Origin of the sequence: Streptomyces humi (genome assembly GCF_001005085.2) — a bacterium.
Classification (GTDB): Bacteria; Actinomycetota; Actinomycetes; order Streptomycetales; family Streptomycetaceae; genus Streptomyces; species Streptomyces humi.
Window position 1 is genome coordinate 140,743 of record NZ_LBMU02000069.1, and the last position, 11,764, is coordinate 152,506.

At 71.8% G+C, this 11,764-nt stretch carries 11 protein-coding genes; 7 read left to right on the forward strand and 4 right to left on the reverse strand.

Features of this window, described 5'->3' with window-relative positions; genetic code table 11:
* The first annotated feature begins 121 nt into the window (after window positions 1–121).
* From AAW13_RS28145 to AAW13_RS28160, 4 genes are all read left to right on the forward strand, one after another.
* Window positions 122–1,900 carry an ABC transporter ATP-binding protein gene (locus tag AAW13_RS28145; RefSeq protein WP_046730088.1) on the forward strand — a complete coding sequence of 593 codons (1,779 nt, stop codon included), beginning with the start codon at window positions 122–124 and terminating at the stop codon, window positions 1,898–1,900.
* Window positions 1,897–3,678 carry an ABC transporter ATP-binding protein gene (locus AAW13_RS28150; protein ID WP_046730089.1) on the forward strand — a complete coding sequence of 594 codons (1,782 nt, stop codon included), beginning with the start codon at window positions 1,897–1,899 and terminating at the stop codon, window positions 3,676–3,678. The genes AAW13_RS28145 and AAW13_RS28150 overlap by 4 nt, the downstream gene beginning before the upstream one ends.
* A 198-nt stretch (window positions 3,679–3,876) precedes the next feature.
* Window positions 3,877–4,347 (forward strand): DUF5709 domain-containing protein, encoded by a 471-nt coding sequence (locus AAW13_RS28155; protein ID WP_046730090.1) that lies wholly within the window; start codon window positions 3,877–3,879, stop codon window positions 4,345–4,347.
* A gap of 123 nt (window positions 4,348–4,470) precedes the next feature.
* Complete coding sequence (locus AAW13_RS28160; protein ID WP_046730091.1) at window positions 4,471–4,731, forward strand: type B 50S ribosomal protein L31; 261 nt, start codon at window positions 4,471–4,473, stop codon at window positions 4,729–4,731.
* An 8-nt stretch (window positions 4,732–4,739) separates the two neighbouring features.
* Here the strand turns inward: AAW13_RS28160 and AAW13_RS28165 are convergent, their stop codons facing one another.
* A complete protein-coding gene (locus tag AAW13_RS28165) occupies window positions 4,740–5,534 on the reverse strand; it encodes a metal-dependent hydrolase (RefSeq protein ID WP_046730092.1) in 795 nt (264 codons plus the stop codon).
* A 145-nt stretch (window positions 5,535–5,679) separates the two neighbouring features.
* Between AAW13_RS28165 and AAW13_RS28170 the strand changes: the two genes are divergently transcribed.
* Complete coding sequence (locus AAW13_RS28170; RefSeq protein ID WP_046730093.1) at window positions 5,680–8,193, forward strand: DEAD/DEAH box helicase; 2,514 nt, start codon at window positions 5,680–5,682, stop codon at window positions 8,191–8,193.
* Between the two features lie 31 nt (window positions 8,194–8,224).
* Window positions 8,225–9,091 (forward strand): acyl-CoA thioesterase, encoded by an 867-nt coding sequence (locus tag AAW13_RS28175; protein ID WP_046730094.1) that lies wholly within the window; start codon window positions 8,225–8,227, stop codon window positions 9,089–9,091.
* Here the strand turns inward: AAW13_RS28175 and AAW13_RS28180 are convergent.
* Both AAW13_RS28180 and AAW13_RS28185 read right to left on the reverse strand, forming a co-directional pair.
* Entirely contained in the window at window positions 9,028–10,029 is a 1,002-nt protein-coding gene (locus AAW13_RS28180; protein ID WP_046730095.1) for a DUF6397 family protein, read from the reverse strand. The genes AAW13_RS28175 and AAW13_RS28180 overlap by 64 nt on opposite strands.
* 126 nt (window positions 10,030–10,155) lie before the next feature.
* Entirely contained in the window at window positions 10,156–10,569 is a 414-nt protein-coding gene (locus AAW13_RS28185) for a roadblock/LC7 domain-containing protein (RefSeq protein WP_046730096.1), read from the reverse strand.
* Between the two features lie 94 nt (window positions 10,570–10,663).
* On the opposite strand from AAW13_RS28185, the gene AAW13_RS28190 reads away from it, so the two are divergent.
* Window positions 10,664–11,092: a PPOX class F420-dependent oxidoreductase gene (locus AAW13_RS28190; protein ID WP_046730097.1), complete on the forward strand. Its 429-nt coding sequence runs from the start codon at window positions 10,664–10,666 to the stop codon at window positions 11,090–11,092.
* Window positions 11,093–11,095: 3 nt separating this feature from the next.
* Here AAW13_RS28190 and AAW13_RS28195 read toward each other — a convergent pair whose 3' ends face one another.
* On the reverse strand, window positions 11,096–11,701 hold the full coding sequence (locus AAW13_RS28195; RefSeq protein WP_046730100.1) for a GTP-binding protein: 606 nt from the start codon (window positions 11,699–11,701) through the stop codon (window positions 11,096–11,098).
* Between the last annotated feature and the right edge of the window lie 63 nt (window positions 11,702–11,764).

Below are 11,764 nucleotides of genomic sequence, written 5' to 3' on the forward strand. Positions count from 1 at the left end.
CCGCCGCCCGGGAAAACCGTTTGATTTCGAGCACGCTCCGACGCGAACCTTTCACAGCTTGTCGCCGCCTCTCCGTTCCGTTTCCCCCTCCCCGACACGAGCCGCTGGGACGTCACACGTCATGCAGATTCAAGATCTTCCGTATCCCGACCCGGGTGTGCCGGACGCGCGCTCGGGGCCCCGGTTCCTGTGGTGGCTCGGGCGGAACCAGCTGGGCGGCCAGCTCAAGGCACTGGCCTGGGGGCTGCTGCACTTCGTGTCCGTCTCCCTGCTCCCGTTCTGCGTGGGCTCCGCCGTCCAGGCCGTGGTGGACCGCTCCGGCACCCGGCTGGCGCTCACCGGCGGTCTGCTGGTGCTGTGCGGCACGGCGATCGCCCTCGGCGACACCTTCCTGCACCGGGCCGCCGTCACCAACTGGATCACCGCGGCCGCCCGCGTCCAGCAGCTGCTCGCCCGCAAGGCCGCCCAGCTGGGCTCCGGGCTGACCCGGCGGGTGGCCGCCGGTGAGGTGGTGGCCGTATCCACCGCCGACGTCGAGCGGATCGGCTGGTTCGTGGAAGCGGTCTCCCGCTTCACCGCGGCCGCGCTGACCGTCGTCGCGGTCGGTGTCGGCCTGCTGTTCTACCAGCCGGCCCTCGGCTGGGTCGTCGCCGTCGGCCTGCCGCTGGTCGCGCTGGCGGTGCTGCCGCTGCTGCCCAGGGCCACCCGGCGAGCGGACCACCAGCGCACCAAGGCCGGCCGCGCCACCGAGCTGGCCTCGGACACCGTCGCGGGCCTGCGCGTGCTGCGCGGCATCGGCGGCGAGGACCTCTTCCTCGACCGCTATCGCCGCGCCTCCCAGGAGGTACGCCGGGCCGCCGTGCGCAGTGCCCGGATGTGGGCGCTGATCTCCGCGATCCAGGTGCTGGTTCCCGGGCTGCTGCTGATCGTGGTGGTCTGGCACGGTGTCCAGCTCGCCAGGCAGGGCAGCGTCACGGTCGGCGAACTGGTCACCGTCTACAGCGCGGTCATGATCCTCAACTACCCGTTGCAGCACTTCACCGAGATCGCCATGGCCTACTCCTTCTCACGCCCCGCGGCGAAACGGGCCGCGCGGGTGCTCTCCCTGGAGCGGGCCACGGACATCGGCGGCTCACGCGCGGACGAGGTGCCGGACGGCGACCTGTACGACCCCGCCACCGGCCTGCTCGCCCCCGCGGGCCGGCTGACCGCCGTGGTCTGCGGCGACCCCGACGCGGCCGGACAGCTGGCCGAACGGCTGGGCGGCCACCCCGCCGAGGCCGGTACCTCCGTGCTGCTCGGCGGGGTACCGCTCGACGAGCTGTCCCTGGCCGCCGCCCGCACCGCGGTGCTCGTCCAGGACAAGGACCCCGTGCTGCTGTCCGGTTCGCTGCGCGAGTTGCTCGACGTGCCGGCCTCCGGCGCGGTGCGGGCCGAGGACGCACTGGCCGCCGCGCAGTGCGCGGACGTGCTGGAAGCCCTGGTCCAGGGCTCGTTGGACGTCACCGACCCGCTGGACGCCCGGATCACCGAGCGCGGGCGGTCCCTGTCGGGCGGGCAGCGCCAGCGGCTCGCGCTGGCCCGGTCGCTGATCGCCGACCCCGGGGTGCTCGTCCTGGACGAGCCCACCTCCGCCGTCGACTCGCACACCGAGGCACGGATCGCCGACGGGCTCCGCGAGGTGCGCTCCGGCCGCACGACCGTGGTGTTCACCTCCTCGCCGCTGCTGCTCGACCGGGCCGACCGGGTGGTCCTCGTGCACGAGGGCGAGGTCACGGCGGTCGGCGTGCACCGCGAACTGCTGCACGCCGATCCCCGGTACCGGGCGGTGGTGACCCGGGAGACCGACGAGGAAGCGGCCCTGCGCGGCGCGCTGGAAGAGATCGAGGAGAGCGCATGATCGGCGTCGCACCACCGGCCTACGACCCGGCGGCCCCGACGACGGCCGCCACCCTGCCCGTCGGCGCCGCCGCGACCGTGCGCGCCTACGTGGCCGAGCTCTTCCGCCGGCACCGCCGGGCCTTCACCTTCCTCATCGCTGTCAACGCGGTGGCCGTGGTCGCCTCCATGGTCGGCCCGTACCTGCTCGGCGCGCTCGTCGAGCGGGTCTCCGACGGCGCCCGCGAACTCCATCTGGGCCTGACCATCGGCCTGTTCGTGCTCGCGCTCGCCGTGCAGGCCGTCTTCGTGCGGGAGGTGCGACTGCGCGGGGCCGTGCTCGGCGAGCGGATGCTGGCCGATCTGCGCGAGGACTTCCTGGTCCGCTCGGTCGGGCTGCCGCCGGGCGTCCTGGAACGGGCTGGCACCGGCGACCTGCTGTCCCGGATCACCACCGACATCGACCGGCTCGCCAACGCCATGCGGGAGGCCGTGCCGCAGCTGTCGATCGGCGTGGTGTGGGTCGTGCTGCTGCTCGGCGGGCTCGCCGTCACGGCACCGCCGCTGGCCGCCACCGTGCTGCTGGCGCTGCCGATCCTGGTGGTCGTCTGCCGCTGGTACTTCCGGCGGGCCCCCTCCGGCTACCGCTCCGAGGCCGCCGGTTACGCGGCCGTGGCCGCCGTCCTCGCGGAGTCCGTGGACGCCGGGCGCACCGTCGAGGCGCACCGCCTCGGCGACCGGCGCATCGCCCTGTCCGAACAGCGGATCACCCAGTGGACGGCGTGGGAACGCTACACGCTCTGGCTGCGGTCGGTGCTGTTCCCCGCGATCAACGCCACCCACACCACGGTCCTCGGCTCGGTACTGATCCTCGGCGGCTGGTTCGTGCTGAAGGGCTGGATCGACATCGGCCAGCTGACGACGGGCGCGCTCATCGCCCAGATGCTGGTCGAGCCGGTGAACCTGATCCTGCGCTGGTACGACGAGGTCCAGGTGGCCCAGGTGTCGCTGGCCCGGCTGGTCGGGGTGCGGGACATCGAACCGGACGCGGGCGACGGAACGCTGGCCCCCGTAGGCCGCGAGGTGCTCGCGGACCAGGTCCGCTTCGGCTACCTGCCGGGCGTCGACGTGCTGCGCCAGGTATCCCTCGAGGTCGCGCCCGGCACCCGGCTGGCGCTGGTCGGTCCTTCGGGAGCGGGCAAGTCCACGCTCGGCCGGCTGCTCGCCGGGATCTACGCGCCCCGCGACGGCCGGATCACGCTGGGCGGCGCGGAACTGTCCCGGATGACCGCCGAACGGGTCCGGTCCCACGTGGCCCTCGTCAACCAGGAACACCACGTCTTCGTGGGCTCCCTGCGCGACAACCTGCTGCTCGCCCGGACCGACGCCGGGGACGTCGAACTGTGGGCGGCCCTGGGCGCGGTCGACGCGGACGGCTGGGCCCGGGCCCTGGACGACGGTCTGGACACCGAGGTGGGCTCCGGCGGGGCGGTACTGACCCCGGCGCAGGCCCAGCAGATCGCGCTGGCCCGGCTGGTGCTGGCGGACCCGCACACGCTGGTCCTGGACGAGGCGACCTCGCTGCTGGATCCGCGCGCGGCCCGCCATCTGGAGCGGTCCCTGGCCCGGGTCCTGGACGGCCGCACCGTGGTCGCCATCGCCCACCGGCTGCACACCGCCCACGACGCGGACGTCATCGCCGTGGTCGAGAACGGCCGGATCAGCGAGCTGGGCAGCCACGACGAGCTGGTGGCGGCCGACGGCGCCTACGCGGCGCTGTGGCGGTCGTGGCACGGGTGACGGGCGGCGGCGGCCGGGCGGGCGCGGCCCAGGTCGGGCCTCGTGCCGTTGCGCGGGGGCGAGCAGGGGTGGAAGGCTGGAGAGCGGCAGGGGTTCGGGGACCGGCCGGGAACCGGAGGGTTCGCGCCGTGTGAGACCCGTGCCGAGCGTGCCGGCGGCCCGCCCCGCGGACCGCGTCCTCACCCCCTGGAGGTAGCCGTGACCACCGCCGACGGATGGGGGGACGACGTCTACCAGCCCGACGAGTCCGAGATCCGGGAGGACTCGGGTGTCCTCGACGTCGAGGACACCCTGGACTTCGACGGCGTCGACGATCCCCTGGACCGCGGCTGGTCCCCGCCGGAGCGGCCGTGGGCGGTGGAGCACACCGGCGTGACCGCGTCCGAGCGCCACCGGGGCGAGACGCTGGACCAGCGGCTCTCCGAGGAACTGCCGGAGCAGGGCGCCCCCGACGGCGACGGCATCGGCGATTGCGCCGGCACCGACGGCGAGCTCCTGGACAACGAGGTCGGTGACCTGCGCTCCGGCCGGCTCGTCGCCCCGAACGAGGGGGCGCACGAGGACGACGAGAACGGCTTGGTCGCCAGCGACGTCGGCATCGACGGCGCCGGTGCCTCCGCCGAGGAGGCCGCGATGCACATCGTCGACGAGGACTCCACCTACGGCTGATCCGGCCCTTACCGGCCCGTCCGCCCTGACCGGCCCGTCCGCCCCGTCGGTCCCGTTCCACCTGACCGGCCCGTCCGCCTGATCCGCCGCCTCCGCGCGGTTCGGCCTGTTCGAGGAGCCGCCATGCAGCAGGACAAGCACCCCGACTACCACCCCGTGGTCTTCCGCGACCGCGCCGCCGGATACGCCTTCCTGACCCGGTCCACGGCGACCAGCGAGCAGACCATCGAGTGGGACGACGGTGAGACCTACCCGGTGGTCGACGTGGAGATCTCCTCCGAGAGCCACCCCTTCTACACCGGCAAGGCCCGCACGGTGGACACCGAGGGCCGCGTCGCCGCGTTCCAGCGCCGCTACGGGGACGGCCCCGGGAAGACCGGCTGACCGCCGGGTCAGATCACGTTGAGGGCGGCGGCGCAGCCTATGCCGCCGAGCACCATGAACACCGGCATGAGCACCTTCAGCTCGACCCAGCTGCCCGCCCGGAACCGCATCACCTTCGGCGGGCCCAGCGGGTACCAGCGCTTGCGGCCGATCGGGATGGGCCACAGGATCGGGCAGCCCGAGACGGTCAGCGCGTCGCCGATGTCGTGCACCAGCGCGCCCAGCACCACCGGCAGGCCCAGCCACAGGTACTCCTGACCCGGCTGGGTGAACAGCCAGTCCGAGCCGTTGCCCGGCTTGTCCAGAATGCCGGCCAGGATCCAGGCGCTGGTCGCCGCGAGCAGCCACACCAGCACATCGCTGCTGGAGCCGCGGGCGGCCCGCCACAGCAGACCCTCGATCGCCAGCACCATGTGCGCGAAGAGGACCGCCAGCACCGCCCAGCGCCCGCCGAGGATCGCGGCGGCCGAGCAGCCGCCGCCGATCATGACCGCCCACACCCAGGTGTGCGTCAGTGTCCGGTGGCCGCCGGAACGCCGCGGGTCGCCGGGCTTGCGGGTGGCCTTGTAGACGGCGTACGACAGCTTGTCGACGATCTCGCAGATCCAGCGCGACAGCGGCCCGAAGGCCCGCGAGATGGTGGCGGCCTTGTGGTCGAGGTCGGGGGCGAGCGCGGCGCCGGCGCAGATCAGCGCCCCGACCAGCAGCACCGGCCAGGGCATCGGGTGTCCGGCCGCGGCGGCGGCCGCTCCGACGCCGAGCCAGGCGGCGGCTCCCGACAGTGAGTGTGCTGGTCCCATCATGGCCGTAGCCCGCCCCATTCCTCGTGTACCGCTGTCCAGTTGACCGGGTGCGATGACGCTCCGTCGGCGACACAGCGTAGCGGTCATGATCTTCGGGCTCGAAGCCGATTCCCCCCTCGGCGGGTGGGCCAGGCAAGATGGGTCCGTGACCCTCATCGATCGACTGCCGCCGACCGCCGACCCCGACGCCCTGTACGAAGCCTTCGAGGCGTGGGCCGAGGAGCGTGGGCTCACGCTCTACTCCCACCAGGAGGAGGCGCTGATCGAGGCGGTCTCCGGGGCGAACGTGATCGTGTCGACGCCGACCGGCTCCGGCAAGAGCATGATCGCCGCGGGTGCGCACTTCGCCGCGCTGGCCCGCGACGAGGTCACCTTCTACACGGCCCCGATCAAGGCGCTGGTGTCGGAGAAGTTCTTCGAGCTGTGCAAGATCTTCGGCACCGAGAACGTGGGCATGCTCACCGGCGACGCCTCCGTGAACTCCGACGCGCCCGTCATCTGCTGCACCGCCGAGGTGCTCGCCTCCATCGCCCTGCGCGACGGGAAGCAGGCGGACGTCGGCCAGGTCGTCATGGACGAGTTCCACTTCTACGCCGAGGGCGACCGCGGCTGGGCCTGGCAGATCCCGCTCCTCGAACTGCCCCAGGCGCAGTTCATCCTCATGTCGGCCACCCTCGGCGACGTCTCCTTCTTCGAGAAGGACCTCGCCCGCCGCACCGGCCGGCCCACCGCCGTGGTCCGGTCGGCGACCCGGCCGGTGCCGCTCTCCTACGAGTACAAGCTCACGCCGCTGACGGAGACGCTCACCGAACTCCTCGAGAGCAGGCAGGCGCCGGTGTACATCGTGCACTTCACCCAGGCGCAGGCCGTGGAGCGGGCGCAGGCGCTGATGAGCATCAACATGTGCTCGAAGGAGGAGAAGGAGCAGATCGCCGAGCTGATCGGCAACTTCCGGTTCACCACCAAGTTCGGCCGTAACCTGTCCCGTTACGTCCGGCACGGCATCGGTGTCCACCACGCCGGCATGCTCCCCAAGTACCGGCGGCTGGTGGAGAAGCTCGCCCAGGCCGGTCTGCTGAAGGTCATCTGCGGCACCGACACCCTGGGCGTGGGTGTCAACGTGCCCATCCGCACGGTGCTGTTCACCGCCCTCACCAAGTACGACGGCAGCCGGGTGCGGACGCTGCGCGCCCGTGAGTTCCACCAGATCGCCGGCCGGGCGGGGCGCGCCGGGTTCGACACGGCCGGCCTCGTGGTCGCGCAGGCACCCGAGCACGTCATCGAGAACGAGAAGGCGCTCGCGAAGGCGGGCGACGACCCGAAGAAGCGGCGCAAGGTGGTGCGCAAGAAGGCACCGGAGGGCTTCGTCGGCTGGACGGAGAACACCTTCGAGAAGCTGATCGCGTCCGAGCCGGAGCCGCTGACGTCGCGTTTCCGGGTGACGCACACGATGCTGCTGTCGGTGATCGCCCGCCCGGGCAACGCGTTCGAGGCGATGCGCCACCTGCTGGAGGACAACCACGAGCCGCGCAAGCAGCAGCTGCGCCACATCCGCCGGGCGATCGCGATCTACCGTTCGCTGGTGGACGGCGGGATCGTCGAGAAGTTGGAGACGCCGGACGCCACCGGACGCATCGTCCGCCTGACGGTCGACCTCCAGCAGGACTTCGCGCTCAACCAGCCGCTGTCCACGTTCGCGCTGGCCGCCTTCGAACTCCTCGACCCCGAGTCGCCCTCCTACGCCCTCGACATGGTGTCCGTCGTCGAGTCCACGCTGGACGACCCACGGCAGATCCTCGTCGCCCAGCTGAACAAGGCGAAGGGTGAGGCGGTGGCCGCCATGAAGGCGGACGGCGTCGAGTACGAGGAGCGCATGGAGCGCCTCCAGGACGTCAGCTACCCGAAGCCGCTGGAGGAGCTGCTCTTCCACGCGTACGACACGTACCGCAAGAGCCATCCCTGGGTCGGTGACCATCCGCTGTCGCCGAAGTCGGTCATCCGGGACATGTACGAACGGGCGATGTCCTTCACGGAGCTGGTGTCCTTCTACGAGCTGGCCCGCACCGAGGGCATCGTGCTGCGCTACCTCGCGAGCGCTTACAAGGCCCTCGACCACAACATCCCGGACGACCTCAAGTCCGAGGACCTTCAGGACCTGATCGAGTGGCTGGGCGAGATGGTCCGCCAGGTCGACTCCAGCCTGCTGGACGAGTGGGAGCAGCTGGCCAACCCGGAGGAGATGACGGCCGAGGAGGCGCAGGAGAAGGCCGACGAGGTCAAGCCGGTCACCGCCAACGCGCGGGCCTTCCGGGTCCTGGTCCGCAACGCGATGTTCCGCCGGGTGGAGCTGGCCGCCCTCGACCAGGTCGACGAACTGGGCGAGATGGACGGGGAGTCCGGCTGGGACGCCGACGCCTGGGGCGAGGCGATGGACAAGTACTGGGACGAGTACGAGGACCTGGGTACCGGACCCGACGCCCGCGGCCCCAAGCTGCTGGTGATCCAGGAGGAACCGCAGGACGCGCTGTGGCGCGTCCGGCAGATCTTCGACGACCCGAACAATGACCACGACTGGGGCATCAGCGCGGAGGTCGACCTGACGGCCTCCGACGCCGAGGGCCGTGCGGTCGTCCGCGTCACCGACGTCGGCCAGCTCTGAGCACCGATTCGAGCACAGGAGAATCGCACGCATGACGAACCCGGCCGAGAGACTGGTCGACCTGCTCGACCTGGAGCAGATCGAGGTCAACATCTTCCGTGGCCGCAGTCCCCAGGAGTCCCTCCAGCGGGTCTTCGGCGGGCAGGTGGCGGGCCAGGCGCTGGTCGCCGCGGGCCGCACCACGGAGGGCGACCGCCCGGTGCACTCGCTGCACGCGTACTTCCTGCGCCCGGGCCGGCCGGGCGTGCCGATCGTGTACCAGGTCGAACGGGTCCGGGACGGCCGGTCGTTCACGACGCGCCGGGTCACGGCCGTGCAGCAGGGCCGCACGATCTTCAATCTCACCGCCTCCTTCCACAAGCCTGAGATGGGAGCCTTCGAGCACCAGCTGCCGCCGGCCCGGGAGGTGCCGCACCCCGAGTCGCTGCCGACGCTGGCCGAGGAGATCCGCAAGCACCTGGGCGAACTCCCCGAGCAGCTGGAGCGGATGGCCCGCCGCCAGCCCTTCGACATCCGCTATGTCGACCGGCTGCGCTGGCACCCCGAGGAGATAGAGGGCGCCGAACCGCGCAGTGCGGTGTGGATGCGCGCGGTCGGACCGCTGGGCGACGATCCGCTGGTGCACACCTGCGCGCTGACCTACGCCAGCGACATGACCCTGCTGGACGCGGTACGGGTCCCCGTCGAACCCCTGTGGGGGCCGCGCAACTACGACATGGCCTCGCTGGACCACGCCATGTGGTTCCACCGGCCGTTCCGGGCGGACGAGTGGTTCCTGTACGAGCAGGAGTCCCCCATCGCCACGGGTGGTCTGGGCCTGGCGCGCGGGCGGGTCTACGACCTCGAGGGGCGGCTGCTGGTCTCGGTGGTCCAGGAAGGGCTTTTCAGGGCCTTGTAGAGCCAGTCGCGCAGGCCGCGGGAGGTCCTCGGCCGCACCACCGGGTGCGGGGGCCGGGGTGCCGGTCCCGGGGTCCGCGGGGCGGTTCCCGAGGTATTCGGGGAAGGTTCCGAGGTCCGCGGGGCGGGTCCCGAGGTCTGCGGGGCGGGTCGAGGGGTCCGCGGTTCGGGGTGTGGCGCGGGAGCGGCGGTGCGGGCGGCCGCGACCGCCTGGGTGAGTTCGCTGCGGAGCCAGTCGATCTCGTCCGGCTCGTCCGCCGTCATGAGTTCCTCGGCGAGCTGCGCGGCGGGCGAACCGGGTGCGCCGTGGGCGGGTGGCGCGGGGCGCAGGGTCCGCACGTGCACGCGCTCGTGAGGGTCCGTGAGCAGGTGGTCGATCTCGCCGGGATCCAGGAACGCGGCCACCGCTCCGGCTCGCGCCCAGGGTCCGCCGGCCTGCCGCAGCAGAAATCCGCGGTGGCGGCCGCGCCAGTTGCGGGCCCGCCGGTCGACGCCCGTGCGCAGCAGCTCGCGCAGTTCCTCGGGCGTGCGGCCGGTGAGCAGCCGGGAGTTCCGCTCGTCGGCCGTGAACTGCCGTAGCTCCTCGGCCAGATAGAGCCAGACCACGGCCCGGTAGCGATTCGGGTACCACGTGACGGGAGTGATCAGACCGAGCCTGGCGAAGCGGGTGAACCGGGCCGCCGGGATCCCCATCAGGGCCGCACTCTCGGCCGTGCCCACGGCTTTCACGCTCTCGCGGAGGGTGTCGGCGCGGCTGAGGAGGCGGTCGACCTCGGTCCGTGGGACGCGGCGGCCCCCGCCTCCCTCGTCGGGCACCGTGCGGATCCGCCCGAGGTGTACCGCGAGGTCGAACTCACGCCGCCTGAGGCCCAGTTCACGGGCGGCTCGGCTGGGTGCGCAGGTGAGCGGGCGGGTCTGGGTGAGGATGGTGCCGGACATGGTCGTTCTCCCCCGTGGAGCGGGTGGCCGACGCCGGGTGCGCTGGCCGTGGAAAAGACCGTAGCCGCTCGGGCGAAACTCGTGGCGGGCCTGTGGATAACTCCACGGACGAGATGAAATACCAGGTCAGAGGTCTATCGCGGAGGAGCGCTCCGGTTGCCGGGCGTCCACACCGAGATGTTCGCCGACGCGGTTGACGAGCAGTGTCATCTCGTAGGCGATCTGGCCGATGTCGGCCTCGGCCCCGCTGAGGACGCACAGACAGCTGCCGGTCCCGGCGGCGGTCACGAACAGCACCGCCTCGTCGTACTCGATCATCGTCTGCCGGACCTGGCCGGCGCCGAAATGGCGTCCGGAGCCCTTGGCGAGGCTGTGCAACCCGGAGGCCACGGCGGCCAGATGCTCCGCGTCCTCCCGGCGAAGGCCCGTGCTGGCCCCGGTGACCAGCCCGTCGTTCGACAGGACCAGCGCGTGCCGTACGTGTTCCACGCGCTCGGTCAGGTCGTCGAGCAGCCAGCCGAGTCCCTGGTTCTGCGCCATGTCGTAGCGTCTCCCCGCGTGCCGTTCCCCCTGGCTGGAGGATCTCCCCGCCAGCCTTCCCCACCACCGGCCTCCGGGCAAGGAGGATGGGCGCATGGCAGAGAAGATGACCGACGAGGAATGGCGGGCGTTCGTCTCGCACGGCACCCGCACCGGCAAGCTGTCCACCGTGAACGCCGACGGCAGCCCGCATGTGGCCCCGATCTGGTTCCTGTTGGACGGGGACGATCTGGTGTTCAACACGGGCAAGGACACCGTGAAAGGGCGCAATCTCACCCGTGACGGGCGTGTCGCGCTCTGCGTGGACGACGACCGGCCCCCCTTCCACTTCGTGGTGCTGAACGGGCGCGCCCGGCTGTCCGAGGAACCGGGCGAGCTGCGTGATTCGGCCACCCGGATCGCCGCCCGCTACATGGGAGAGGACCGCGCCGAGGAGTTCGGTGCCCGCAACGGCGTCCCCGGCGAGTTGTTGGTCCGGGTCGCCGTGGAGAAGGTGGTGGCGTTGAAGGACCTCACCGGCTGAGGCTCAGCCGACCGAGTCGAGCAGCCGGGCGGTGTGCACCCGCCCGGCGTACTCGACGACCCGGATCAGCACCTCCTTGCCTGAGTCCCAGTCGCGCGCGTCGCAGAGGACCACGGGCGTGCCCGGGTCCAGGTCCAGGGCGCGGCAGACGTCGGGCGCGCCGTACGTCCGGGCGCCGGTGAAGCAGTTGACGGCGACGACGAACGGGATGTGCCGGTGCTCGAAGTAGTCGACCGCCGGGAAGCAGTCCTCCAGTCGGCGGGTGTCGGCGAGAACGACCGCGCCGAGGGCGCCCTGCGACAACTCGTCCCACAGGAACCAGAAGCGGTCCTGGCCCGGGGTGCCGAAAAGGTACAAGGAGAGTCCGGAGCGGATGGTGATGCGTCCGAAGTCCATGGCGACGGTGGTGGTGACCTTCTGGTCCACACCGTCCGTGTCGTCCACCGACTGTCCGGCCTCGCTGAGCATCTCCTCGGTGCGCAGCGGCCGGATCTCGCTGACGGCACCTACCAGTGTCGTCTTGCCGACGCCGAAGCCGCCGGCGACCAGGATCTTGAGCGCCATGGCCGACGTGTCGTCGGCGGCGGTTTCGGAGTACTCGAGGACCATGATCACTTCTCTCGGGGGCGAAAGCCACTCGGGGAGGCGGGAGGCTCGGGGAGGCGGGAGGCT

Coding starts and splice junctions, on each gene's coding strand:
- AAW13_RS28145 (WP_046730088.1), top strand. CDS start 122: ATGCAGATTCAAGATCTTCCGTATCCCGACCCGGGTGTGCCGGACGCG.
- AAW13_RS28150 (WP_046730089.1), top strand. CDS start 1,897: ATGATCGGCGTCGCACCACCGGCCTACGACCCGGCGGCCCCGACGACG.
- AAW13_RS28160 (WP_046730091.1), top strand. CDS start 4,471: ATGCAGCAGGACAAGCACCCCGACTACCACCCCGTGGTCTTCCGCGAC.
- AAW13_RS28165 (WP_046730092.1), bottom strand. CDS start 5,534: ATGATGGGACCAGCACACTCACTGTCGGGAGCCGCCGCCTGGCTCGGC.
- AAW13_RS28175 (WP_046730094.1), top strand. CDS start 8,225: ATGACGAACCCGGCCGAGAGACTGGTCGACCTGCTCGACCTGGAGCAG.
- AAW13_RS28180 (WP_046730095.1), bottom strand. CDS start 10,029: ATGTCCGGCACCATCCTCACCCAGACCCGCCCGCTCACCTGCGCACCC.
- AAW13_RS28185 (WP_046730096.1), bottom strand. CDS start 10,569: ATGGCGCAGAACCAGGGACTCGGCTGGCTGCTCGACGACCTGACCGAG.
- AAW13_RS28190 (WP_046730097.1), top strand. CDS start 10,664: ATGGCAGAGAAGATGACCGACGAGGAATGGCGGGCGTTCGTCTCGCAC.
- AAW13_RS28195 (WP_046730100.1), bottom strand. CDS start 11,701: ATGGTCCTCGAGTACTCCGAAACCGCCGCCGACGACACGTCGGCCATG.